This is a genomic window from Nocardia sp. NPDC057455 (genome assembly GCF_042802775.1).
Taxonomy (GTDB): Bacteria; Actinomycetota; Actinomycetes; order Mycobacteriales; family Mycobacteriaceae; genus Nocardia.
Genome location: NZ_JBHVDM010000071.1, coordinates 1 through 24,329 on the forward strand (window position 1 = coordinate 1; position 24,329 = coordinate 24,329).

At 70.6% G+C, this 24,329-nt stretch carries 18 protein-coding genes; 11 read left to right on the top strand and 7 right to left on the bottom strand.

Features of this window, described 5'->3' with window-relative positions; translation table 11 throughout:
• Window positions 1–31: 31 nt before the first annotated feature.
• The 3 genes from ACFU5M_RS24680 to ACFU5M_RS24690 form a co-directional block, all read right to left on the bottom strand.
• Complete coding sequence (locus ACFU5M_RS24680) at window positions 32–217, bottom strand: hypothetical protein (protein WP_159840141.1); 186 nt, start codon at window positions 215–217, stop codon at window positions 32–34.
• Window positions 218–383: 166 nt separating this feature from the next.
• Complete coding sequence (locus ACFU5M_RS24685; protein ID WP_379052979.1) at window positions 384–899, bottom strand: gamma carbonic anhydrase family protein; 516 nt, start codon at window positions 897–899, stop codon at window positions 384–386.
• Window positions 900–973: 74 nt separating this feature from the next.
• Entirely contained in the window at window positions 974–1,921 is a 948-nt protein-coding gene (locus tag ACFU5M_RS24690) for a GlxA family transcriptional regulator (protein WP_379052980.1), read from the bottom strand.
• Between the two features lie 71 nt (window positions 1,922–1,992).
• Between ACFU5M_RS24690 and ACFU5M_RS24695 the strand changes: the two genes are divergently transcribed.
• Together ACFU5M_RS24695 and ald are read left to right on the top strand one after the other, a co-directional pair.
• Window positions 1,993–2,760, top strand: a complete 768-nt coding sequence (locus tag ACFU5M_RS24695) for an MBL fold metallo-hydrolase (RefSeq protein ID WP_379052982.1) — start codon at window positions 1,993–1,995, stop codon at window positions 2,758–2,760.
• Window positions 2,761–2,890: 130 nt separating this feature from the next.
• Complete coding sequence (gene ald / locus ACFU5M_RS24700) at window positions 2,891–4,000, top strand: alanine dehydrogenase (protein ID WP_379052983.1); 1,110 nt, start codon at window positions 2,891–2,893, stop codon at window positions 3,998–4,000.
• Here ald and sigJ read toward each other — a convergent pair whose 3' ends face one another.
• Window positions 4,001–4,954, bottom strand: a complete 954-nt coding sequence (sigJ, locus tag ACFU5M_RS24705) for an RNA polymerase sigma factor SigJ (RefSeq protein WP_379052984.1) — start codon at window positions 4,952–4,954, stop codon at window positions 4,001–4,003.
• Window positions 4,955–5,102: 148 nt separating this feature from the next.
• Here sigJ and ACFU5M_RS24710 point away from each other — a divergent pair, with 148 nt between their 5' ends.
• Window positions 5,103–6,020, top strand: a complete 918-nt coding sequence (locus ACFU5M_RS24710) for a cobalamin biosynthesis protein (RefSeq protein WP_379052986.1) — start codon at window positions 5,103–5,105, stop codon at window positions 6,018–6,020.
• 101 nt (window positions 6,021–6,121) lie between these two features.
• Entirely contained in the window at window positions 6,122–6,520 is a 399-nt protein-coding gene (locus tag ACFU5M_RS24715; RefSeq protein WP_379052988.1) for a VOC family protein, read from the top strand.
• Window positions 6,521–6,565: 45 nt separating this feature from the next.
• On the opposite strand, the gene ACFU5M_RS24720 is transcribed toward ACFU5M_RS24715, so the two are convergent.
• Together ACFU5M_RS24720 and ACFU5M_RS24725 are read right to left on the bottom strand one after the other, a co-directional pair.
• The gene (locus tag ACFU5M_RS24720; protein ID WP_379052989.1) at window positions 6,566–7,459 is read right to left on the bottom strand and encodes an SURF1 family protein; all 894 of its coding nucleotides are present in this window, start codon (window positions 7,457–7,459) and stop codon (window positions 6,566–6,568) included.
• Window positions 7,459–7,977 carry a low molecular weight protein-tyrosine-phosphatase gene (locus ACFU5M_RS24725; RefSeq protein WP_379052991.1) on the bottom strand — a complete coding sequence of 173 codons (519 nt, stop codon included), beginning with the start codon at window positions 7,975–7,977 and terminating at the stop codon, window positions 7,459–7,461. The genes ACFU5M_RS24720 and ACFU5M_RS24725 overlap by 1 nt, the downstream gene beginning before the upstream one ends.
• Between ACFU5M_RS24725 and cobC the strand changes: the two genes are divergently transcribed.
• The 7 genes from cobC to ACFU5M_RS24760 all read left to right on the top strand — a co-directional run bounded on the left by cobC (window position 7,971) and on the right by ACFU5M_RS24760 (window position 23,406).
• A complete protein-coding gene (gene cobC, locus ACFU5M_RS24730; protein WP_379053020.1) occupies window positions 7,971–9,062 on the top strand; it encodes an Rv2231c family pyridoxal phosphate-dependent protein CobC in 1,092 nt (363 codons plus the stop codon). The genes ACFU5M_RS24725 and cobC overlap by 7 nt on opposite strands.
• Before the next feature lie 226 nt (window positions 9,063–9,288).
• Window positions 9,289–10,398: a Nif3-like dinuclear metal center hexameric protein gene (locus ACFU5M_RS24735; RefSeq protein WP_379052993.1), complete on the top strand. Its 1,110-nt coding sequence runs from the start codon at window positions 9,289–9,291 to the stop codon at window positions 10,396–10,398.
• 136 nt (window positions 10,399–10,534) lie between these two features.
• Window positions 10,535–11,179 (top strand): hypothetical protein, encoded by a 645-nt coding sequence (locus tag ACFU5M_RS24740; protein ID WP_379052995.1) that lies wholly within the window; start codon window positions 10,535–10,537, stop codon window positions 11,177–11,179.
• 72 nt (window positions 11,180–11,251) lie between these two features.
• The gene (locus tag ACFU5M_RS24745) at window positions 11,252–11,989 is read left to right on the top strand and encodes a zinc ribbon domain-containing protein (protein ID WP_379052996.1); all 738 of its coding nucleotides are present in this window, start codon (window positions 11,252–11,254) and stop codon (window positions 11,987–11,989) included.
• A 31-nt stretch (window positions 11,990–12,020) separates the two neighbouring features.
• On the top strand, window positions 12,021–13,214 hold the full coding sequence (locus ACFU5M_RS24750) for a bifunctional RNase H/acid phosphatase (protein WP_379052998.1): 1,194 nt from the start codon (window positions 12,021–12,023) through the stop codon (window positions 13,212–13,214).
• Window positions 13,215–13,522: 308 nt separating this feature from the next.
• Complete coding sequence (locus ACFU5M_RS24755; protein WP_379052999.1) at window positions 13,523–15,994, top strand: FAD-dependent monooxygenase; 2,472 nt, start codon at window positions 13,523–13,525, stop codon at window positions 15,992–15,994.
• A gap of 176 nt (window positions 15,995–16,170) precedes the next feature.
• On the top strand, window positions 16,171–23,406 hold the full coding sequence (locus ACFU5M_RS24760; protein WP_379053001.1) for an amino acid adenylation domain-containing protein: 7,236 nt from the start codon (window positions 16,171–16,173) through the stop codon (window positions 23,404–23,406).
• 7 nt (window positions 23,407–23,413) lie between these two features.
• Here ACFU5M_RS24760 and ACFU5M_RS24765 read toward each other — a convergent pair whose 3' ends face one another.
• The gene (locus tag ACFU5M_RS24765) at window positions 23,414–24,229 is read right to left on the bottom strand and encodes a helix-turn-helix domain-containing protein (protein WP_379053003.1); all 816 of its coding nucleotides are present in this window, start codon (window positions 24,227–24,229) and stop codon (window positions 23,414–23,416) included.
• Window positions 24,230–24,329: the final 100 nt, after the last annotated feature.

Here is a 24,329-nt window from a genome sequence, read left to right on the forward strand (position 1 = left end):
ATCGTGAACCGCGGTGACCGTGGCACCGGAGTCATTGGCGCGGCAGATCCAGCTCGGCCATTTCCTTTTCGATCGCATTCGCCGCGAAATTCACTCCGCGGGAACGTAATTCATGAACCCGGCGCTGGAGTGCCTCGACTCCACCGGGTTGGGCCGCGATGTCGGCGACGCTGATCCGGCCCTTGGGCCCGTGCACACCCGACTGCACGTACGACATCGTGATACCTCCTGCCTCACGCTCGCCCACCCACCGACCCGGGTGGGTTCACCACTGCGCTACAAGTCGCACGACAGCCGTGGCGACAGGAGAGCCCGGGTCGCCGGGCACGCTGGCTGAATGCTATCAGCGATCTTGACCGGACATTGGATCAATGTGTTCTGTCTCACAGCTGATTTCCCGTGCGATGTTGAGCTGTATTTGCTAGGTAGACAGTCGCATTCAGGCGAATGCGATCTTGCTCCTCGGCGCCGAGCTCCCGGCGCACCTTGCCGGGGACCCCCGCTACGAGGGAACCGGGTGGAATCTGCGCGCCTTCCGGGATCAGCGCGTTGGCCGCGATCAAGCTGCCCGGCCCGACGACGGCGCCGTTGAGGATGGTGGCGCCCATGCCGACCAGCACGTCGTCACCGATCGTGCATCCGTGCAGGATCGCGTTGTGGCCCACCGAGACACCCGCGCCGACGGTGAGCGGGAAGCCGGGGTCGGCGTGCAGCACGCAGCCGTCCTGGATATTGCTGCGCGCGCCGACCTCGATCGTCTCCAGATCGGCGCGCAGTACCGCGTTGTACCAGACGCTGACCTCCGCGCCGAGCCGCGCGCGGCCGATCACGGTTGCGTTCGGCGCGATCCACGCGCTCTCATCGATCTCCGGCGCATGCTCGCCCAGCTGAATCCGCATGGTCAACGAACTTAGCGGGCCCGGAGCTCGGAGCCGCCACGGCCCGTGCCGGACGAGACGTGGCGGGGTGGCGCTCAGCTCTGACCTCGGAAGCTGGTGCGGTGGGCGGCGGGAGTGGTGCCGAGGATGCGGTGGAAGTGGTGGCGCAGGCTCACCGCTGTGCCGAAGCCGGTGTCGACCGCGATGCGTTCCACGGTGTCGGTGGTGGATTCCAGCAGCAGCCGCGCCCGGTCGGCGCGCTGGAGCAGCAGCCACTGCTGCGGGCTGGCGCCGGTGCGGTCGCGGAAGCGGCGGGTGAAGGTGCGCCGCGACATGAGCGCGACGCGGGCCCAGCTGTCCAAGTCGACCGGGTCGCCGAGATGGGTTCGCGCCCAGACCATGGCGCGTTCGATCGGATCGTCGTCGGCGGCGTCGGGAACCGCGACCGGGATGTACTGCGCCTGGGAGCCGCTGCGGTGTGGAGCGGTGACCAGCGCCCTGGCCAGCTCTGTGGCCGCTTTGCTGCCGAGATCGCGGCGTACCAGGTGCAGGCAGCAGTCCAGTGCGGCGGCCACGCCTGCCGAGGTGACGACGTCGCCCAGGTCCGACCACAGCGTGTCGGCGCGGACCCGGACCGCGGGAAACGCGCGGGCCAGTTCGGCGGCGGAGGCCCAGTGCGTGGTGACTTCCCGTCCGTCGGCCAGTCCGCTGGCGGCCACGGCCCACGAGCCGAGGCACAGCCCGACGATCCTGGCGCCGTCCGCGTGGGCGCCGCGCAGGGCGGCACGCAGCTCGGTGGACAGCGGTCGGCCGGCTCGCCAGCTCGGGATCACGACGGTGTCGGCGCGGGCCAGCGACTCGAGTCCGTGCTGGACATGGATGTCGAATCCGGCGGGGGTGCCCAGGCTTCCTGGCCGCTCGGCGCACACGTCCACCCGATAGGGCGCGGATCCTTCGACGCCGACCCGGCCGAAAACCAGGCTGGGTACGGATAGGTGGAACGGGCTGATTCCGTCGTACGCCAAAACGGCTACCGTGCGCATGGCCCGATATTAACGTTGAGCGGCTCGCGGGCCACTGTCTCCCGGTACATGGACGGGACAAGATCAACGGCATGAGCGACACGATCGAACGCACCGGCCTGGAAGTCCTGCACATCGGCGGTCCGACCCTGCGGTTCCGCTACGCGGGCCGCACCTGGCTGACCGACCCCACTTTCGACGAGCCGGGCGACTACCCGGGGCGCGTCACGTTGCACAAACTCACCGGCCCCGCGGTGTCGGCCGACGAGGTGGGCCCCGTGGACGTGGTGCTGCTCTCACACGACGAACACGCCGACAACTTGGACGACTCCGGCCGGAAGCTGCTGACCACGGTGCCGACCGTCCTGTCCACGCCCGGCGCCGCGACCCGGATCGAGGGTGTGCGCGGACTGGAGAACTGGGAGACCGTGACGGTGCACGGCGTGCGGGTGACCGGAGTGCCCGCCCTGCACGGTCCCGAGGGCTGCGAGCCGTTCACCGGGATCGTCACCGGGTTCGTGCTGCGCGCCGAGGGGCAGCCGACGATGTACGTCTCCGGTGACAACGCCTCCGTCGAGGTGGTGCGCGAGATCGCCGAGCGGATCGGCCGCATCGACATCGCCGTGCTCAACATCGGCGCCGCGAACATCGGCCGATTCGGCGACGCCGACGTCACTTTGAACGCACGCACCGCGCTGCGGGCGGCCGAGATACTCGGCGACGCGGTGATCGTGCCGATCCACGCCGAAGGCTGGGCGCACTTCAGCGAGACGCTCGACTACCTGGGTCACGTCTTCCGCGACGGCGGCCGCGCCGAGCGATTGCGGATACCGCCGTTGGGCCGCGCGGCCACCGTGTGAGCGGCGCCGTCCGCGCTCAGCTGGGCAACGTGCCGAGAAACTCGCCCGGAGCGCGGCGCGCGAGTGGTCGCCGTGCGCGCTCGGCGCGTCGCTCGTGGCGCAGGCCCGGTGGCGGGGCGACGATGACGGTATGAGGATCGGAGTTCCACGGGAGGTCAAGGAGCAAGAGTTCCGGGTAGCCCTGACTCCGGCGGGCGCCGGGGAACTGACCGGGCACGGACACCAGGTGCTGGTGCAGGCGGGCGCGGGCGTCGGATCGGGATTTCCCGACGCCGGTTACGCCGCGGCGGGGGCCCGCCTGGTCCCGGACGCCGACCAGGTGTGGCGGGAAGCCGAGCTGGTGCTGAAGGTGAAGGAGCCGATCGCGCCGGAGTATCCGCGGATGCGCCGCGGACAGGTGCTGTTCACCTTCCTGCACCTGGCGGCGTCGCGCGACTGCACCGACGCCGTGCTGCGCTCCGGTATCACCGCGATCGCCTACGAGATGGTCCGCGCCGCCGACGGCTCGCTGCCGCTGCTGGCTCCGATGAGCGAGATCGCGGGCAAGCTCGGCGCCCAGGTCGGCGCGTATCACCTGATGGCCCCGCTCGGCGGCGCGGGACTGTTGCCCGGCGGTGTCCCCGGCGTACGCCCGGCGGAAGTCGTCGTGCTCGGCGGCGGCGTCGCGGGGTCGAACGCGGCGGCGGTCGCTATGGGCATGGGTGCGCGCGTCAGCGTGCTGGACACCAACCTGCACCGGTTGCGTGAACTCGACGCCCGCTTCGACGGGCGGATCGCCACCGTCGCGTCGAACGCCACGGAGGTCCGGCGGGCGGTGCTGTCGGCCGACCTGGTGATCGGCGCGGTGCTGGTCCCCGGCGCGCGTGCGCCGGAACTGGTCTCCGACGACCTCGTCGCCGGGATGCGCCCCGGCGCGGTGCTGGTGGACATCTCCATCGATCAAGGTGGCTGCTTCGCCTCCGCGCACCCGACGACGCACGCGAATCCCACCTTCCGGGTGGCGGAATCGCTGTTCTACTGCGTCGCCAACATGCCGGGCGCGGTACCGCACACCTCGACGATCGCGCTCACCAACGCGACCCTGCCCTACGTCCGGGCGATCGCGGATCTCGGCTGGCAGGAGGCATGCGCCACGCATCCCGATCTGGCCAACGGGCTCACCGCAGACGCCGGGCGGCTGCTGTCGGCGGAAGTCGCCGCCGCGCATGGGTATACGCGGCCGCTCGGCGTCGCGGGCTGACTACTCCTGCCCGGCGAGGCCCTCGCCCAGGTACCAGTCCGGCTCGCCGCTGGTGGGCAGGTCGCGCAACTTGTCCGGGTTGCGGACTACGTCGATCGCGACGATGCGACCCTCGTCGACGGTGAAGGAGAAGACGCCCGTGTGGGTGCCGTCGAAGACCACCAGCCCGGGCTGGCCGTTGACCAGCACGGCACGCCCCCAGGCCCCCGCCGCGGACGGCGCGTGGTACCAGCCGAGCAGCAGCTTGGCCACGATCTCGGCGCCGTGCACGGGCTGCCGGATCGCGGGCACCTTGCCGCCGCCGTCGGCGGTGAGACTGACGTTCGTGTCGAGGACTCCGAGCAGAGCACTGAGATCGCCGGACCGCCAGGCCAGGGCGAAGGCCGACACCACCTTCTGCTGCTCGTCCGGGGAGGCCGGGAAGCGGGGAGTGCCCTGCTCGACGTGCTTGCGAGCCCGTGAGGCGAGCTGACGGACGGCGGCCGGGGTACGGCCGACCACCTCGGCGACCTCCGGGCCGCTCATGCCGAACACCTCCTGGAGCACGAACGCGGTGCGCTCGGCCGGCGACAGGGACTCGAGCACGACCAGCAGCGCGGTGGTGACCCGCTCGTCCTGGGTGATCCGGTCGGCGGGATCCTCCCAGCTGGTCACCTCCGGCTCCGGCAGCCATTCGCCCACGTACTGTTCGCGGCGCACGCGGGCGGAGCCGAGGTGGTCGAGGGCGAGCCGGCCGGTCACGGTGGACAGCCACGCGCGCAGATTATCGATCTCATTCGCGGCGCCCGCCTCGTACTGACGCTGCAACCGCAGCCACGCCTCCTGCACGACATCGTCGGCGTCGCTGAGACTGCCCAACGTGCTGTAGGCCAGCCTGCGCAGATACGCGCGGTGCTCCTCGAACTGCCGGGCCAGCTCGGCCTGGTCGAGGGGCTCACGCTGTTCGGAAGTCACTTCTGATCGCCTGTTCGTCGTTCGGCCCCTGCCGGGGCGAGTCTATGGTGCGTCACCGGGTCGACGAGGCAGGGGAACCGAGTGTGACATGGCTTCGAGCGGTGATCCGTGTGCGCGGCGCCGGTCACCCACCCGATAACCTCGCCGGGTGCAGAAGGGGACCTCCACCGCGATCGGGTTGCTGCTCGGATTCGCGCTCGACCGGGCGTTCGGCGATCCGCGCCGGTGGCATCCGGTGGCCGGATTCGGCTCGGCGGTGACGGCTCTGGAGTCGGTGACCTATGCCGACCGGCGCGCGGCGGGGCTGGTGCACGAGGCACTGGCCGTCGGCGCGGTCGTCGGACTCGGCGTCGCCGTTCGGCGCGGCGGGGTGGTGCCTGCCGCGGTCGCCACCTGGACCGTCCTCGGTGGGCGCAGTCTGGCCCGAACCGGTCACGCGATGGCCGATCGGTTGGCGGGTGGCGACCTCGAAGGGGCCCGCGCGCTGCTGCCTTCGCTGTGCGGCCGCGACCCGCACGCGCTCGACGCGGACGGGCTCGCCCGCGCCGCCCTGGAGTCCATCGCCGAGAACACCTCCGACGCGGCCGTGGCTCCGGTGGTCTGGGGCGCTGTCGCGGGCGTCCCGGGTTTGCTCGGGTATCGGGCGATCAACACGCTCGACGCGATGATCGGCTACCGCAACCAGCGCTACCGGCGTTTCGGCTGGGCCGCCGCGCGCGTCGACGACGCGGCCAATCTGATCCCGGCGCGGGTCACCGGTTTGCTCACCGCCGCGCTCGCCCCCTTGATCGGCGGGCGGCCCGCTGCCGTCCTGGCCGCATGGCGGCGTGACGCGGCCGAGCATCCGAGCCCCAACGCGGGGGTGGCGGAAGCGTCGATGGCCGGGGCGCTCGGCGTCCGGCTGGGCGGCCGTACCGAGTACCCGCACGGTGTGGAGATGCGCCCGGTGCTCGGAGACGGCCCGGCTCCCACCGTGCACGACCTGCGCCGCGCCGTCCGCCTTTCCGAGGCGGTGCAACTCACCGCGACTCTGCTCGCCGCCGCAGTCGCCGCGACCAGGCGCTGAGTGGTTCCCAACGGGTCGCCGGGCGATACCACTCCCGAGCCGAACCTGCGAGGAAGGCGACTTCTCTCGGTGCGGTCGATGGTGCCGGATAGGCTTTCGCGGTGCGGATCGGACTCATCACCATCGTCGTGGCGGAGTACGACTCCGCGATCGAGTTCTTCGTCGACACTTTGGGATTCGAGCTGGTCGAGGACTCGGCGGCGGTCACGAACGACGGACGCCCGAAACGCTGGGTGGTCGTGCGGCCGCCCGGCGCGGAAACGGGCATCCTGCTCGCCCGAGCGGACGGCCGGGCGCAAGCCGCGGTGATCGGAACGCAAGTGGCGGGCCGGGTCGGGTTCTTTCTACAGGTCGAGGACTTTCAGTCGGCCTACGACCGGATGGTCTCGCGCGGTGTCGAGTTCGCGCGCGCGCCGCGCAGCGAGCCGTATGGCCGGGTGGCGGTCTTCCTGGACATCGCGGGGAACCGGTGGGATCTGCTCGGGCCGCATCAGCCGTAGCGCGAGCTTCGTCGGCGTCGAACCGGTCCGGCCGCCGCGCCGGGATCAACCGCGGCCGCGGCCGTAGCGGTCGGCGAGGCGGGCTTCCGTAGTCGGTGCGGCGGGAGCGGGCGAGGGCGGCTCGGACCGGGTGGGGCCGGCGGGAGACGCCGAGGGGGGTGGCTGGGTGACGGAGCCCTTTTCTTTCCTTCTTTCCCGGATCTCGGCGTAGACGAAGTAGCCGAGGCCGAGGGGAGCCATGATGCCGAAGGCCAGCCATTGCAGCCCGTAGGACAGATACGGGCCCGCGTCGAGCTGGGGGAGCGGGGTGGGGGTGAACGCGCCCGGTTGGTTCTCGCCCAGCTGGAGGTAGCCGCCGCGCTCGCCGCCGGCGGGCACGGGGGTGAGGGGTTGCCCCAGGACCGCCGACTCCTGTGTGGTGTCGATGGAGTACACCTGGCGATAGCCGTCCTGGACGCTCGGGTCCTTACCGGGCGTGACGCCCTCGGACATCCGGACCCTGGCCTCGATGCGCTGCGGCCCGGCGGGCGGTGCGGGGATCTGCGGCGGGCGCGTCCCGTCGACGGCCGAGACCAGTCCGCGGTCGACGAGCAGCATGCGGCCGTCGTCCAACCGGAACGTCGCGAGCACCGCGTAGCCCGGAGCGCCGTCGAGGTGGCGCAGCCGCACCAGCACCGTCGAGTCCGGCACGTAACTGCCGGCGGCGGTGACCCGCCGCCACTCGGTGTGCGTGCCGTTTCCCGCATCGGAGAGCACGGTGGTGACGTCTACGGGATCGGCTCGCACCGAGTCGGCGATCAGCTGGTTGCGGTGCGAGGTGGCCGTGTTCTTGCCGAGTTGCCACGGCGCGAGCACGGTGAAGCACAGGTACGCGAACGCGGCGACCAGCACCGCCAGGATCAGCCAGCTGGGGCGCAACAGGAACGCGAGCCTGCGCATCAGGGTCGCTCGTCCGGGACGGGTCGCAGGTCGGGCGGCTCGGCGGCCAGTTCGGCGCGCACCCAGTCGAGCAGGCCGGGGACGGCGGCCTCGATCTGGGCGCGCACGAGTTCGAAGTCCGTCGCGTCGCCGTAATAGGGGTCGGCCACTTCGGGGCCGTCGGCGTCGGGGTCGAAGGCGCGCAGCAAGCGCAGACGCTCGGCCGGGACGCCGAGGCGGACCAGGTCCCGCTGATGGGAGCGGTCCAAGGCGACCACCAGGTCGGCATCGCCGTGCTCGGCGCCGAACGCGGCGGCGACGTGCCCGGTCGGGTAACCGTATTTGCGCAGGGTGGCGCTGGTCCGCGGGTCCGCGTCGGCGCCCACGTGCCAGGAACCGGTGCCCGCGCTGCTCACCCGGACCCGGTTGGCCAACCCGGCCCGGTACAAGTGCGAGGCGAAGATCTTCTCCGCCATCGGAGAGCGGCAGATGTTGCCGGTACAGACGAACGAGACGTGCAGCTGACCCACGCCTGCCATTCTGGCCGGTTCCGCTCCGGGACCGCCACGTAGGGTGTGCTCTCGTGGCCGAGGACACCGTCGATCGCGCGAAACTGCGTCACCACGGCGACGTGGACGCGCGTGCGGGCATGCTCGATTTCGCGGTGAACGTCCAAGGGCTCACACCCCCGGAGTGGCTGCGGCGGCGTCTGGCCGCGCGGTTGTCCGAATTGGGTCGCTATCCGAGCGCCGAGGACGCCGAAGCCGCCCGCCGCGCGGTCGCGGCCCGGCACGGCCGTAATCCCGGCGAGGTGCTGTTGCTGGCAGGGGCGGCGGAAGGTTTCGCGCTGCTGCCCCGCCTCGCGCCGCGCTCGGCCGCGGTGCTGCACCCGTCGTTCACCGAGCCGGAACTCGCGTTGCGGGAGGCGGGCGTCCCCGTTACCAGGGTCGTCCTGGAACCGCCCTACCGGCTCGATCCCGCCGCGGTGCCCGCCGGAGCCGACCTGGTGGTGCTCGGCAATCCGACCAACCCGACCTCGGTGCTGCATCCCGCCGACACCATCCGGGCCCTGCGCAGGCCGGGCCGCGTCATCGTGGTCGACGAAGCTTTCGCCGACGCGGTGGCGGGCGAGCCGGAATCCCTCGCCGCCGACTCCGCACCCGACCTGCTCGTGCTGCGCAGTCTCACCAAGACGTGGGCGCTCGCGGGACTGCGCTGCGGTTACTTCCTCGGCGCACCGGACGTGCTCGCGCGCCTCGACCGCGGGCGGCCGCACTGGCCGCTGGGCATCCTGCAACTGGAGGCGATCACCGCGACCGCGAGCCCGGCCGCCGTGGCCGAGTCCGAGCGCCGCGCGGGGACGCTCGCCGTGCACCGCGCCGCGATGATCGAACGCCTGACCGGCCTGGGCGTCGAAGTCCACACGCCGGCGGCAGGCCCGTTCCTGCTGGTCCGCGTGGCGGAGGGTGAATTGCTGCGCAAACACCTGGCTGCCGAGGGCATCGCGGTCCGTCGTGCGGACACCTTCCCCGGTCTCGGCCCGGACCACCTGCGCGTCGCGGTCCGTGCCGTGGCGGAGGTCGATCGGCTGGTCGCCGCGATCCGGTCGGCCGATGTCCGGTAGGCACCCGGCTTCGATCAGGCGGGGATGTGGGTTCGATGCATCGCCCCGGCTGTGCACCGGTTGCAGCGTTTCCACCGCGGCGGAGGTCTCGGCCGGAATCGCCGTCGATTCGGACTCAGCCGTAAGGCGATCGCGCGCCTGGGCCACGGGTGAGTGCTCGAAATCGGAGCCGATCCGGAAAAGTACCAGTGCAGCAGTACAGGACGGAAGCGAAGGAAGGTGGACGATGACCACGCTCGCGGATCTCATCGGGGTGCTCGAGGCGGCGTACCCGCCCGCGCTGGCCGAACCGTGGGACTCGGTCGGCCTGGTCTGCGGTGACCCGGCCGAAGAACTGACCCGGGTGCTGTTCGCGGTCGATGCCACCGCTGCGGTCGTCGACGAGGCGATCGACTGGCGCGCGCAGGCTCTGGTGGTGCACCACCCGCTGTTGCTGCGCGGCGTCGACACCGTCGCGGCGAGCACGCCGAAAGGCGCGCTGTTGCACCGGCTGATCCGCTCCGGTTGCGCGCTGTTCACCGCGCACACCAACGCCGACTCCGCCGACCCCGGCGTCTCCGACGCGCTCGCCGCGGCCCTCGGTCTCACGGTGACCGGTCCGCTGGACGCGAAACCCGAAGCCGCCGTGGACCACTGGGTGATACAGGTGCCACGCGCGCACACCGACGCGGTGCTCGCCGCGCTGTTCGCCGCCGGTGCGGGCGGGCGGGAACACGCTTGCGACTGTGCGCTGCGGGTGCCCGCGACAGGGCAGTTCCGGCCCACTCCGGCGCAGGGCTCCCTGACCGAACTTCGATACATCGAGGAGGACCGGGTGGAGGTGACCGCCCCGCCCGCGGCGCGCTCGGCCGTGCTCGCCGCGCTGCGCGCCGCCCATCCCGGCGCGGACCCGGCATATCACATCAGTGAACGCGCCCAGCTGCCCTCGTCGCTCGGCATCGGACGGGTCGGCACCCTGCCGGAACCGGAATCGCTGCGCGCCTTCACCGATCGCGTGGCCCGCGCGCTCCCACCCACCGCGTGGGGTGTCCGCGCCGCGGGCGACCCGGACCGCGCCGTCTACACGGTGGCGGTGTGCGGCGGAGCGGGCGACTCGTATCTGGGCAGGGCCGCCGGGCTGGGCGTCGACGTCTACCTCACCTCCGACCTGCGCCACCATCCGGTCGACGAGCACCTGCGCAAGGGCGGTCCCGCGGTGGTCGACGCCGCCCACTGGGCGACCGAATTCCCTTGGTGCGCGCAGGCGGAGACGGTGGTGCGAACCGCCCTGCCCGGCCTGGAGACCAGGGTGTCCACGCTGCGTACCGACCCGTGGACGGTGCGCGCGCCGGACTGAGCGCCGCGGGTTCGCGTTCGAAGCCGTTGTCCCGGCGAAGAACTGGCAACGGCGTGTCGGCGCGTGTCCGCACCGAGCCGGAACGGGTTGGGCGGTTTGGGTGAATCGAGTAGTTCGTGCGGGGTACAACTACCGCATGAACTTCCCGGTTGATTTCGGGCTCGTGCAGATCGGGCTGATCCTGCTGCTGGTCGTCGGTGTGGCGCTGATCGTCTCCGGCCTGATCGCCGCGCGCCGGGTCGGGATACGGCCGCTGCTGGCACGCGGGACGGGCGGGCTCGCGTTGTTGCTGGTCGCGGCGGTGCTGCTGTGGATCGCGACTCTGTTGCAGACATATCTCGGCCTGACCGGAGAGATCAAGGCGGCCCACGTGGTGGCCAGGCCGGTGGCCGGACAGGAACACCAGCTCGACGTCGATCTCACCCTGTACGGCGACGACGACCACTCCGAACAGCGCGAGACCTACCGCGTCGAGGGCGACATGTGGGTGTTGCAGGCGGGCATCGTGGAGCTGGAGCCGTGGGTCAACGCCCTCGGCTTCCACTCCGGCTACCGGATCAGCCGGCTGTACGGCCAGCGCCTCGACGGCGTCGCGACCCAGCAGAACCAGATCTTCCTCAACGACGGCGACCGGGACTTCTTCGCCGACATGCGCGAGGGCCGCTGGTGGACCCAGCCGTTCGTGCGCTCCGCCTACGGCAACGCGGTGATCGCGGTGCCGGGCGAGTACGACGTCTACATCTCCCGTGACGCCATCAAAACCCGCACCGTCGGCGGCTGACGCGGGACCGCCGGTCCGGCGGGGTACGGTTGAACACCAGTCCCGTCCACCCCGTCCAGGAGTTTGCCCGCGTTGAATGTCGAACCCCCGCTCCAGGCCGAGTTGCTGCGGCTCGCCGCCGTCGACGCCGAGCTGACCCGGATCGCGCACCGCCGCACCGTGCTGCCCGAGCAGCAGGAGGTGGCGCGACTGGAAGCCGAGCGCAACGCGCACTCCGACGCCGCGGTGGCCGTGCAGATCGCGCTGGACGATCTCGACCGCGACATCCGCAAGCTGGAGGGCGAGGTCGAGGCGGTGCGCAAGCGCGAGGAGCGCGACAAAGCCATGCTCACCGCGGGAACGGTGAATGCCAAACAGCTTTCGGAGATCCAGCACGAGCTGGGCAGCCTGGAGCGCCGCCGCTCGGTGCTGGAGGACGAACTGCTCGAGGTGATGGAGCGGCGCGAAGCCTCCGCCGCCGACTACGAGCACGCGGGCGCGCGGCTGAGCAAGACCGAGGACGAACTCGCCACCGCCCGGCGACAGCGCGACGAGGCGCTCGCGGATCTGGACGTGGCGCAGACGCGCTGCGACACCGATCGCGCGGGCTCGGTGGCGAAGCTGCCCGGCGAACTGCTCGCTATCTACGACCGGCAGCGAGCGCAGCACGGCGCGGGCGCCGCGCTGTTGCAGGCTCGCCGCTGCGGCGCGTGCCGGATCGAACTCGATCGCGGCGAGATCGCGCGCATCGCCAAGACGGCGCCCGACGTGGTCGTGCGCTGCCCGGAGTGCGGTGCGATCCTGGTCCGGACCAAGGAATCGGGGCTGTGAGCTCGCCACGGCCGAATACCCGGGCACAGCGATGAGCTTGCCCGAGGTGATCGTCGAAGCCGACGGCGGATCGCGGGGCAATCCCGGTCCGGCCGGATACGGCGCGGTGGTGTATGCCGCCGACCATGTCCGGGTGCTCGCCGAGCGCCGGGAGTTCCTCGATATCGCCACCAACAACGTCGCCGAATATCGCGGTCTGATCGCCGGATTGGAGGCGGCCGCGGAGCTGGGCGCGGAGTCGGTGCTGGTGCGTATGGATTCCAAGCTGGTCGTCGAGCAGATGTCCGGTCGCTGGAAGATCAAGCACGCGGCCTTGATCCCGCTCGCCGATCGCGCCCGCCGGATCGCCGACGGATTGGGGCGGGTGACCTACAGCTGGATTCCGCGCGCGCAGAACTCGTACGCCGACCGGTTGGCCAACGAGGCCATGGACGAGGGAACCGGTATCGCGGAGGGTCGTGCGCCTGCCGCGGACACGCGACAGGGCGAGGCCGCGGACCCGGCCCTCGCGGTCACCGAGCGCGATCTGCCGAGCTGGATCGATGAAGTCAGGGATGTGAACGCCGAGCAGTCGAAGCCCGCGCAGCCCGGCCCGGGCTGGACCGGTGCGACCGGTCGTCCTACCCGGTTGCTGCTGCTTCGCCACGGTCAAACCGAGTTGTCGCTGGAGCGCCGGTATTCCGGGCGCGGCAATCCGCCGCTCACCGCGTTGGGCCGGGAGCAGGCCGCGCGCGCCGCGAAAATGCTCGCCGCCAAGGGCGACATCGCGGCGGTGATCAGTTCGCCGCTCGGCCGGGCCAGGGAGACCGCGGAGGCCGCCGCTGTCGCCCTCGGGGTCGCGGTGGAGGTTCACGACGGGTTGATCGAGACCGACTTCGGCGCCTGGGAGGGGCTGACCTTCGCGGAGGCCGCGCAGCGCGACCCAGGCCTGCACGCACGATGGATCGGTGATCCCACCGTCGCCGCGCCCGGCGGGGAGAGCTTCGAGGAGGTCCTGGAGCGGGTGCGGGCGGCGCTGCGCGATCTGCTCGAGCGCTATCCCGGCGCCAACGTGGTGGTGGTCAGCCACGTGACCCCGATCAAGACGCTGCTGCGGCTCGCCCTCGATGTCGGCCCCGCGCTGCTGTACCGGCTGCATCTGGATCTGGCGTCGCTATCGATAGCGGAGTTCTATCTCGACGGCGGGTCTTCGGTGCGTCTGGTGAACGACACGTCCTACCTCTGAGGCCGCCGCCGCCCCGGAATCGAGGGCGAACGTGGTGCGCGGAGGGCGAATTATGCCCCATTGCAACACATTTGCGTTTCACAATCGCGCGATGCGGTGAATCTCACTTCAACTCTGCCTTGCGCGGTGAGTAGCGGTAGGCTTCCGGTCGGTCAGGCACAGGCGTCCAGCTGCCTGGTCGGGGTCGACGCAGTGGCCTCGATCAGTGCTGCTCCGGTGGGACGATTTCGCGCGGGCAGTGCCGCTCGCGCCGCGTCGCGGTAGGAAGCACCTGTGCCGTCGAATGGTTCGATGAGAGTGCAGGTTCGATGAGCAGTCCGATCAAGGTTGTCGTTCTCGGGGCGGGGATCGGAGGACTCACCACCGCGGCTGCTCTGCGGCAGGCGGGTTTCGGCGTCGAACTATACGAAGCGGGTCCGGAACTGCGGGCTCAGGGCTTCGGACTTTCCGTGCAGGCCAACGGCATCAACGCGCTGCGCACCCTCGGCCTCGGGCTCGACGAACAACTGCTCGACCGCGGTGGCCGGGTGGAAACCTTCCGCTTCTGCAACCCCGACGGCAGCCCGATCCGGGTGCTTCCGGTGCACCGGCTCGATGCCCAGCTCGGCGCCCCCGCCGTGGCGCTGCACCGCACCGACCTGCACGACGCGCTGCTGCGCGCGATCGGCGACACACCCACTTTCGTTGGGGCGCAAGCCACCCGCTTCGTCGACGACGGCGAGCACGTGCGCGTCGAGTTCGCCGACGGCCGGGTCGCCGAGGGAGATCTGCTCGTCGGCGCCGACGGCATCCACTCGGTCGTGCGCGCCCAACTGCACGGCCGCGCCGAGCCGCGTCCCGGCAACTTCGTGTGCTGGCTGGCCTGCATCCCGTTCGAGCATCCCAATGTCGCGCGCGGCCTGTCGGCGCATTTCTGGGGCACCGGAATGCGTTTCGGCATCCACGACATCGGCCACGGCCGGGTGTACTGGTGGGGCACCAAGACCCTGCCCGCCGACGAGGCCGCGAACTGGCAGGGCGGTAAGGAAGACCTGCTGCGCCTGTACGCCGATTGGGCGCCGGAGGTGCGCGCCTGCATCGAGCAGACCGACGAAGCGGCGATCCTGGCCGTGCCCGCGCAGGACCGTCCGACGCTGGAGCAGTGGGGCCGCGGCCGGGTGACGCTGCTCGGCGACGCGGCGCACCCGATGCTGCCCAGCCTCGGCCAGGGCGCCAATGCCGCCATCGAGGACGCGGTGGTGCTGGCCGGTGTGCTGCGCAACTCGCTGGACCCGGTCGCGGGTCTGCGTCGTTACGAGAAACTGCGCGCCGACCGCACCGCGATGTTCGTCAACGGGTCGGCCTCGCTCGCCAAGATCGAGCAGACCACCGACCCGCGGCTGGTGCGGGTGCGCGACACCTACTTCCGGCACGCGCCCACCGAATTCTTCCTGCGCGAACTGGGCAAGCCGATGTCCTTCCCGGCGCCGGACGGACCGACCGCGCGGTTGCCGCGCCCGCTCTCGCCGGTCGAGCGCTGGCACTGGATCGCCGATCAGCTGGCGCCGCTGCACATCCTGTCGCGCGTGCGGATCCGGGGGCGCGTCGAGGTCGAGCAGATCCGCGCGGGCCTGGACGAGGTGCAGCGCCGACATCCGCTGTTGCGGGTCGCCGTCGCCGCCGAACCGGACGGCACCGCACCGCGTTTCGTCCCGGTGCAGACACCGATTCCGCTGCGTGTGATCGAATCCGAGGACAGCACGAACTGGCTGGCCGAGGCCGACGAGGTGGAACTGCGCGAGCCGTTCGACTGGCGCACCGGCCCGCTGGCCAGGGCGGTGCTGATCAAGGAGACCGATGGCACCAACGAGCTGATCGTCACGCTGCACTACGCCATCGCCGACGGCGAGAGCGCGCTGTCGGTGGCGAAGCAGGTGCTCCAAGTGGCCGCCGGGGATGCGGGCGACTTCGCGCCCGCGCCGGTGCGGCCGGGCCCGGAGGAGCTGTTCCCGCCGCGCTTCCAGGGCGCGGGCGGTGCGCTGCGCACCGCGGGCTCGTTTCTGCGCGACCAGAAGTCGCAGCTGCGCAAGCCGCGCAGGCTGGAGCCCACCACGCTGGCGCCGCCCGCGCAGCGGCGCAGCCGGGTGGTACACCGCAGCCTCGACACAGACCGGCTCGACGCGCTCACCGCGGGCTGTGACCGCCACGGCGTCGGCCTGCAGGCCGCCCTCTCCGCCGCGCTGCTGATCGCGGCGGCCAGGGAGGCGGGCACCGAGAAGGCCACCTGGTACACCGTCGGCAGCTCCGTCAACTTCCGCGACCATCTCGACGGCGCCGCGGGCGACACCGAGGTCGGCACCTATCAGGGCATGATCGCCACCCCGGCGAAATACGCGCCGTGGGCCTCGCTGTGGGAGATCGCCGCCGAGATCGAGCGCGAATACGGAGCGCGGATGGATCGGCGCGACCATCTGTCCGCGTTGAACCTGCTGAAAGTGGCGGCACCGAAGTCGGTGGCCGCCAGCGCGTCCACGGTGAAACTCATGGACACCCGGGGCCCGGGTCATCTCTGTATGACCTACCTGGGTGACTATCCCTTCCCGGACAAGATCGGCTCCTGGCGGCTCGAGGGCGCGCAATTCGTCTCCGGCATGTCCGTGAGTGGCTTCATCATGGCCACCGCCAATGCGACGCACAACGAACTGTCCTTCAACATCGGCTACGTCGAGCCCGCGGTCTCGCGCGACCGAGCCGATCGTCTCGCCGACGAATGCGTGCGCGCGTTGCTGTCGGCCTGCTGACCGGCCGCATACACCGCGATACAACAGCAGAGTCGCGGCATCGGCTGAGCCGATGCCGTGATTCGCGATATCGATAACTTGATAAATGTGGTAGCAGCTTTGCGTGGCAGTGATCAGGGTGGGCTTGGGTAGATCCGCGCACGGCCGGTGCCGCGACTGTCGCGATAGGAGTGACTGTGACATTCGAACCGAGTGCTACTTCCGAAAGACCCCCCGAAGCATGGCCGGTCAGCGCGTATCAGCGCGATGTGTTGTCGGTCGCCTACCGGTATGCCCCGGCGCCGGTCACTCGAAACGCCTACTGCGCGTTCATGGACGAGCCTTTCGATATGGCCAGGTTGCGGGCGGTGGTGCGCCGTGCGCTGCTCGGTGACGACGCGCTGCGCCTGAGGTTCGAGTTCTCCGAGGGTCGCTTCTGGCAGTGGGTCTGCGACGAGCTACCGGAGGTCGAGCTGGTCGATCTCAGCTGGGCGTCGGATCCCGCCGCGGCGCGGCGCGACTGGGTGAACCGGGCGAACGTGACGCCCTCCCCACCGCGACAGCCGTTCCGGATCGCCGCGCTGGTCGACGAGCCCGGCCATTTCCATCTCTACGTGGCGATGCACCACGCGATGATCGACGGCTGGGGCGTGAACGCGCTGTGGAGCGCCCTGGTGGACAACTACAGCCGCAAAGACCTGTCGCTCGAACTGCTCGCCGAGCCGGAGCCGGTCACCGAGCAGACCGACCGCGGCGCGGCGACCTATCGCAAGATCGCCGCCGAGCACGAGGAGTATCTGTCCTCGGCGCAGTGGGTGGCGGATCGGGACGCGCTGGTGCGCCGCTTCGAGGGTGTGGTTCCCGCACTCTTCTCCGGCCGTGCGAGCAGCCCCGGCGTCAATCGGGGACGTCGGCGCGTAGTGGTGGAACCCGCGTTCCTCGACCGCATCCGGGCAACCGGTTTCTCCGTCTTCGCGTTCACCGTTTCGGCGCTGGCCGCCTACCTGACCACCATCCACCGCTCCGAGGAAGTGGTGATCGGGGTTCCGATGCTCAACCGGCACAGCGCGGAGACCTTCCGCACCGCCGGGCACCGGACGAACGTGGTGCCGCTGCGCATCCGGGTCGACCCGGACCAGCCGCTGTCGGCGGTCGCGTCCGAGGTGGCCGCGCAGATCCGGGAACTCAAGCGCTACGAGCGTTTTCCGTACGGTGACCTGGCGCGCGCGCTCAGCAGCGACCCGACGGCGCCGCCGCTGTTCGACGTGGCGTACTCCTACATCAAGATGCCGCCGTCGGATCACCTGGACAAGATCCTCGGCAGCCTCGACATCGTCAATCCCGGCACGGTGCTCGAGGCGCTCAACATCCTCGGCGTCGAACACGCGCGCGACGGCTCGCTGAACCTTCAGCTCTACTACGACCAGGACGTCTTCGACGAGAACTTCCCGTTCGAGTCGGTCGTGCGCGGCATCGGCGCGCTGCTGGTGGCGGCGCTGGACCGGCCCGGGGCGCCGATCTCGGCATTGCCGCTGATGCCCGCGCGGGAGCAGGCCGCCATCACCGCGTTCGAAGCCGGCCCGCGGGTGGAATTCCCGTACACCACCATCGACCGGCTGGTCGCCGACATGGCCGCCCGGCATCCAGAGCGGATCGCGATCGAACCGGTGGCGGGCTCGGGCGAGCAACCGCTGCGGTACGCCGAATTGTCCGCGCTGGCCGACGGATTCGCCGCCAGGCTGCACGCGCTCGGCGCGACCGGCAACGAATGCGTCCCCGTCGTGCTGCCCCGCTCGACCGAGATGCTCGTCGCGATCTTCGGCGTGTTGCGGGCCGGTTGCGCGTACGTGCCGCTCGACCCGGACTTCCCGGCCGCCCGCATCGAGACCGTACTCGCCGACTGCGGGGCGCGCTTCGTCGTGGCGGGGCCGCGTCATCGAGCGGTCTTCGACGAGCTGGGCGTCGCCAGGATCGCGGTGGCCGACACCGTCCCGGCGCGGAATGTCGAAAGCGTCTCGCACCCGGCCGATCTCGGTTATCTCATCTACACCTCGGGCTCAACGGGCGTGCCCAAGGGCGTGATGATCGAGCACCGGTCGGTGGTCAACCGCCTGACCTGGATGCAGCGGCGCTACCCCCTGCACGCCACGGACGTGATCCTGCAAAAGACGCCGGTCACCTTCGACGTGTCGGTGTGGGAACTGTTCTGGTGGGCGATCACCGGCGCCCGGGTGGCGATGCTGGAACCCGGCGGGGAGCGCGATCCGCGCCGCATCGCCGACGCGATCGCCGCGCACGGCGTGACGGTGCTGCATTTCGTGCCCTCCATGTTGGCCGCCTTCGTCGACGAGCTGGCCGCCGACCCGGCGACGGTCGCGCGGATCGGCAGCGTGCGCCGGGTGTTCTGCAGCGGCGAGGCGTTACCGCCTGCGCTGGTGCGCCGGTTCCACACGGTGTTCAGCGCGGCCGGGGCCACAGCGCCGCAGCTGGTGAATCTCTATGGTCCGACCGAGGCCACCGTCGACGTCTCCTATTTCGACTGCCCGGCCGACGAGCCGCTCGACGTGGTGCCGATCGGTCGTCCCATCGACAACATCGACCTGCTCGTGCTGGACCACATCGGCCGCCGGGTACCGGTCGGGGTGCCGGGGGAGCTGAACATCGCGGGCGTTGGCGTGGCCCGCGGCTATCGGGGCAGGCCCGAAGCGACGGCGGCGGCGTTCGTCGACGATCGCACCGTGCCGGGCCGCCGCCGGTACCGCACCGGTGACCTGGCGCGATGGCTGCCGGACGGCAACCTCGAGTACCTGGGCCGCTTCGACGATCAGGTGAAGATCCGCGGCAACCGGATCACGCTCGGCGAGGTGCACAACGCCATGCTCGGCTGCGCCGGGGTGCGTGCGGCGGCCGTGGTGGACGAGGTCTCGGAGGCGCACGGCGTGCAACTGGTCGGCTATTTCGTCGGCCCCGACGTCTCCGGCGAGGAGATCGCCGAGCAACTCGCCGCCCGGCTGCCCCGGTACATGGTGCCGTCCCGGTTGATCCGGGTGGAGCGGATCCCGTTGACCCGCAATGGAAAGCTGGACCGGCGCGCGCTCGCCGAGCAACTCGTCCTCGGCCACGGCGCCGAGCCGGTCGCAGGCGCCGAGCCGCGCACCCCGGTGGAGACCAGGCTGGCGCAGGTCTGGCGCACTGTGCTGGGCGTCGAATCGATCGGCGTGTACGACAACTTCTTCACCCACGGCGGTGATTCCATCCTCGCGCTGGCCGTGCGCACCGCCGCCGAACGCGCCGGGCTCTACTTCGACGTGGACGCGTTCTACCAGGCGCCGACCATCGCCGAGCTGGCCCGGGTCGTGCGCGACGACCGGCACGACGACCGGGGGCGCATCGCGGCCCCACTGCAGACGGTGCCGCTGATCGACCGCGCCGCGCTGCACCGGGCCGAGGACGCGTTCCCGGCAACTGCCCTGCAACTGGGCATGCTGTATCACAGCATCGAGCGCGCCGACTCGGTCACCTACAAGGACGTGTTCCGTTATCGGCTCGAAATCCCCTGGGACGCGACGCAATTCCGGGAGGCCGTGGACCGTCTGGTGCGGCGGCAACCCGCGCTGCGCTCGTCGTTCGAGCTGAGCAGGTACTCGGTCCCGTTGCAGATCGTGCACGTCGCGCCGCCCTACGAGCTGGAGATCGTCGACCTCGGTGACATGGGCGAGGAGGACGGCGAAGACCTGATCGAGATCTACCTCCAGGAGCGCGCCCACGCGCAGTACGACATCGCGCTCGCTCCGCTGTTCGCCATCCGGGTGTTCGTCCGCCCCGGCCCGCAGGAGCCGGTCGGCGCGGTAGACCTGGTCCTGAGCTTCCACCACGCCATCCTGGACGGCTGGAGTGTCGCCACATCGGTGCTGGAACTGCTGCTGGACTACCTCAACCACATCGGCATGACCCGGACCCAGGTGGAGGCCACCGCGCACCCGGCCACCGTGCTCGCCGAGTATGCGCAAGCCGAGCAGGGCGCGGCGCACGACGCCGCGGCCCGCGAGTACTGGTCGACCGCCCTGGCCGGTGCCGAACCCACCGCGCTCACCGCGCTCGGGGTGCACCAGCCGGTGGTCGCGGGCGTGCCGCAGGCGCGGGCGCTGGTGCCGCGCAGGCTGGCCGAACGGGTCTCCGCGTTCGCCGCGCGCCACCAGGTCCCGGAGAAAGCGGTGTATCTGGCCGCGCACTGCCTGGCGCTGCGGGCGCTCACCGGCCGCACGGACGTCACCACCGGCGTGGTGAGCCACGGTCGCCCCGATCGCGCGGGCGCCGAACGCGTGGCGGGGCTGTTCCTCAACACGCTGCCGATTCGGTTGGACAGCACCGCGACCACGTGGCGCGCCGCGGTGGATCAGATCGCGCGACGGGAACGCGAGGCCTACCCGTTCCGCCGCTACCCGTTGCGGTCGATCCTCGCCGACGGCGGACCGGTCTTCGAGACGGCGTTCAACTTCGTCAACTACCACGTCTTCCAGCCCATGCTCGTGCTGGACGGTGTGCGCCTGCTGGACTTCGACGCCCGCGAGGAGACCAACTTCCAGCTGCTGGTGACCGCCGCGACCGATCCGCGCGACGGCCGGATGTGGTTGCGGGTCAACGGTGATCACACGCTGACCGCCGAGCAGTGCGAGACCGTGGCGCTCACCCAGTTGCGCATGCTGGCCGGCATCGTCGCCGACCCCGACGCGGTGATCGACCGTGGCGCGGGCCCCGCGACCGCTCGCGACGTGGGGACGCTGGTGGCCGAGGCGGCGGCGCTGCATCCCGCCCGCGTCGCCCTGGCAGGCGACGACGAATCGGTCACCTACGACGAGATGATCGAAAGCTCCGACCGGCTGGCCCGGCGCCTGGCCGGACTCGGCGTGTCACCGGGCGACCGGGTCGGCATCCTGATGGGGCGCCGTCCGCAACTGGTGCTACTCGTGCTCGCCCTCACCAGGATCGGCGCCGCGTGCGTTCCGCTGGATGTCAGCTACCCGCGGGCCAGACTGAACCTGATGATCGACCGTGCCCGCCCGCACCGGGTGATCGCCGACGGCGCCTATCGCGACATCGTCGACGACGCCGCCTTGGTGCTGGACAGCGCCGCGATCTTCGACGACTCCGCACCCGAGCCGGAGGTGGCGCTGCCCGACCATGTTTCACCCGACGCGGTGGCCTACGTGCTGTTCACCTCCGGGTCGACCGGCGAGCCCAAGGGCGTCGCGATGCCGCATCGGGGCCTGACCTCCCTGGTGGACTGGCAGAATCGCGCGGCCACCGGCACCGGTCTGCTGAGCACGCTGCAGTTGGCGCCGTTGAGTTTCGACGTGTCGTTCCAGGAGATCTTCACCACCCTCGCGGCCGGGTCCACCCTGCGGGTGAGTTCGGCCGATCTGCGATCGAACGTCGAGCAACTGTTGAACACCGTGATCGAGGAGGGGATCGAACGGCTGTTCCTGCCGTACGTGGCCCTGCAGGCGTTCGCCGAGGCCGCCGTGGGGCACCGGATGTTCCCGACCGAACTGAAGGTGCTGATCTCCTCCGGCGAACAGTTGCGCATCACCGACGAGATCCGCGCGCTGTGCAAAGTGGTTCCCGGCTTGGTGCTGGAGAACCAATACGGCCCTACCGAATCCCACGTCGCGACCAAGTTCACGCTCACGGGTCCGGCCGATGAGTTTCCCGCGCTGCCGCCGATCGGCCACGCCGTCGACGGTGACACCGTGGAACTGCTCGACAGCGCGCTGCGGCCGGTGCCGGACGGCGTGATCGGCGAGATCTATCTCGGCGGCCGCAGCATCGCCCGCGGCTACGAGGGCAGGCCCGCGCTCACCGCACAGCGGTTCGTCGCCACGCACGCGGGCGGAATCCGATACCGCACCGGTGACCTGGGTGTCCGGCTGTTCTCCGGTGACATCGTCTGCCTGGGCCGCAGCGACAGCCAGGTCAAGATCCGCGGGTTCCGGGTGGAGCCGGCCGAAGTCGAGCTGTGCATCCTGAGCCTGGTCGAGAAGTTCCCCGGCATCACCGAAGCCGCCGTGGTGGCCCGTGGTTTCGGCGGTATCGACGGCTCGCTGATCGCGTTCCTGGTCGGTGCGCCCGAGCAGACCGACCTCGCCGCGCTGCGCCACGATTTGCGCTCGATGCTGCCCGCGCACATGGTGCCGTCGCGGTTCGCCTGGCTCGACGAACTGCCTCGCACGCCCAGCGGCAAGCGCGACGACGCGACCCTGCGCGCCTACGGGGAGGACGCCGCGGAGTCGGTGTCGGCGCGGCGAGAGCCCGCCGACGAATACGAGCGTTCGGCGGTCGAACTATTGGCCGAGTACGCGGGCCTGCGCGCGATCGGCGTGGACGACGACTTCTTCGCGGCGGGTGGCACCTCGATCGGGGCGATGCGCGTGGTGATGGCGCTGTCGCGCCGATGGGGCGTCGAGGTGCCGCTGGACGCGTTCATCGGCGCGCCCACCGCCGTCGGACTCGCCACGCTGGTGCGCGCGGGCGACGTACAGCGCACGTTCGACCCGCTGGTGCCGATCAGCGTGAACGGGGGCAAACCGCCGCTGTTCCTGATCCACCCCATCGGCGGAAATGTGCTGTGCTACCTGGCTCTCGCGCGTCACCTGGATCCGGACCGCCCGGTGTACGGGCTGCAAGCCGCGGGCGCGGATTCGGGCAGCGCGCCGGAGAAGTCGATCCCCGCGATGGCGGAGTCGTACCTGGAGGCGGTGCGGCGGGTGCATCCGACCGGCCCGTACCACGTGGCCGGCTGGTCGTTCGGCGGCTATGTCGCCTTGGAGATGGCGCGCAGGCTCCCCGAGCACGAGGTGTCCAGTGTGACACTGCTGGACACGATGGCGTTGCGCGCGCGCACGCGCACGCCGATCCCGGAGGAGAAACTCATCCGGTGGTTCTTCCTGGAACTGCTGTGGTACGCGCGCGGCAGCCAGTCCGCTCTGGTCGATTTCGAGCCCGGAGTGCACAACTCCGAGGATTTGTTCGCGGCGATGCTGGCGGAGTCGGTGCGCTCGGGCATCCTGCCCGCCGACAGCTCACCGCAGGCGATCCGGCGGCTCTACGAGGTGTTCTTCGCCAACTATTCGGCGATGCTGGACTACAAACTCGAGTCGTATGACCGCGATATCACGTTGCTGCGCGCCACCGAGGGACTGCCGCCGGGCGTCGACCTGGCGCACAAGACCGTGGGCAGCATGTTCGACAGCGCCGACAACGGCTGGAAACAGTACGCGGCGCGCCGGTTCACGGTGATCGACGTGCCGGGCGATCACCTGAACATGATGACCGAACCGAACATCGGCGAGCTGGGCCTGCGGCTGGACGAGGTGCTCTCGGCCGCCGACCCCGATTTGGACCGTGAGTGGGACGAATCCATGCTGGACGCCTGAGGTCTGCTCACGCTTTCGCCGCGGCCGCCCCGCGCAGCACGGCCGCGGTGAAATCGTTCAAGGGGTAGAACAATTCGATGGCCAGCTCCGACAGCGTCACGTCGGCGGGTGCGCCGAAGGTGGCCATCGTGCTGAACATCGATAGTTCACCGGCCGGGGTGCGGATCCGGATCGGCACTTCGAACGGGCTGGGCGGTGCGCCTTGCTCCGCTTCCGATCCGTCCGCTGCGGCTGGATCGGGGTAGGCCGACACCTCGTCGTACAGGGCGGCCAGTTCCGGGTCGCCACTCGCGCTGACTTGTCTGCCCAGCCGCTCCAGGAACAGGTCACGCACTTGGGCGAGGTTGGCCAACCGGCCCGCGAGCCCGTCGGGGTGCAGCACCAGCCGGTAGACGTTCAGCCGCGGTGCCCGTACGTGCTCGGGAACGCCGTCCATCAGCACGCTCATCGCCGCGTTGCCCGTAACCACATTCCACAGCCGATCGATGACCACCGCCGGGTACGGTTCGTGCGCCGTCAGCATGGTGTCCAGCGCGGCGCGGACCGACGCGAGACGGGCGTCGTCCAGACCGCTTTCCCGGTAGGCGGGCGCGAAACCGGCCGCCACCAGCAGGGTGTTGCGTTCGCGCAGCGGTATCTCCAGCGTGTCGCACAGCCGCAGCACCATCGCCCGGCTGGGCGCGGCCCGGCCGGTCTCCACGTACGACAGGTGACGCGCCGAAGTCTCCGCCGCCAGCGCCAGATCGAGCTGGCTCAGCCTGCGCCGTCGCCGCCATTCACGCAGCAGGATGCCCGCTCTCGACGGTGTCCGCACCGATGTCATTCGATCAGCTAAGCACTCGGTCGCGTGGTGCGGCCATGACCTGCGAGGTCATTGAGCTGCCCACCTCCGGTCAGCAGGGTTGGTGGCGGGAGCCCAAGGG

Excerpts from the sequence above, each read along its gene's own strand:
- ACFU5M_RS24680 (WP_159840141.1), bottom strand. The coding sequence starts at position 217 with ATGTCGTACGTGCAGTCGGGTGTGCACGGGCCCAAGGGCCGGATCAGC.
- ACFU5M_RS24685 (WP_379052979.1), bottom strand. The coding sequence starts at position 899 with ATGCGGATTCAGCTGGGCGAGCATGCGCCGGAGATCGATGAGAGCGCG.
- ACFU5M_RS24690 (WP_379052980.1), bottom strand. The coding sequence starts at position 1,921 with ATGCGCACGGTAGCCGTTTTGGCGTACGACGGAATCAGCCCGTTCCAC.
- ACFU5M_RS24695 (WP_379052982.1), top strand. The coding sequence starts at position 1,993 with ATGAGCGACACGATCGAACGCACCGGCCTGGAAGTCCTGCACATCGGC.
- ald (WP_379052983.1), top strand. The coding sequence starts at position 2,891 with ATGAGGATCGGAGTTCCACGGGAGGTCAAGGAGCAAGAGTTCCGGGTA.
- ACFU5M_RS24720 (WP_379052989.1), bottom strand. The coding sequence starts at position 7,459 with ATGCGCAGGCTCGCGTTCCTGTTGCGCCCCAGCTGGCTGATCCTGGCG.
- ACFU5M_RS24725 (WP_379052991.1), bottom strand. The coding sequence starts at position 7,977 with ATGGCAGGCGTGGGTCAGCTGCACGTCTCGTTCGTCTGTACCGGCAAC.
- ACFU5M_RS24735 (WP_379052993.1), top strand. The coding sequence starts at position 9,289 with ATGACCACGCTCGCGGATCTCATCGGGGTGCTCGAGGCGGCGTACCCG.
- ACFU5M_RS24740 (WP_379052995.1), top strand. The coding sequence starts at position 10,535 with ATGAACTTCCCGGTTGATTTCGGGCTCGTGCAGATCGGGCTGATCCTG.
- ACFU5M_RS24750 (WP_379052998.1), top strand. The coding sequence starts at position 12,021 with ATGAGCTTGCCCGAGGTGATCGTCGAAGCCGACGGCGGATCGCGGGGC.
- ACFU5M_RS24755 (WP_379052999.1), top strand. The coding sequence starts at position 13,523 with ATGAGCAGTCCGATCAAGGTTGTCGTTCTCGGGGCGGGGATCGGAGGA.
- ACFU5M_RS24765 (WP_379053003.1), bottom strand. The coding sequence starts at position 24,229 with ATGACATCGGTGCGGACACCGTCGAGAGCGGGCATCCTGCTGCGTGAA.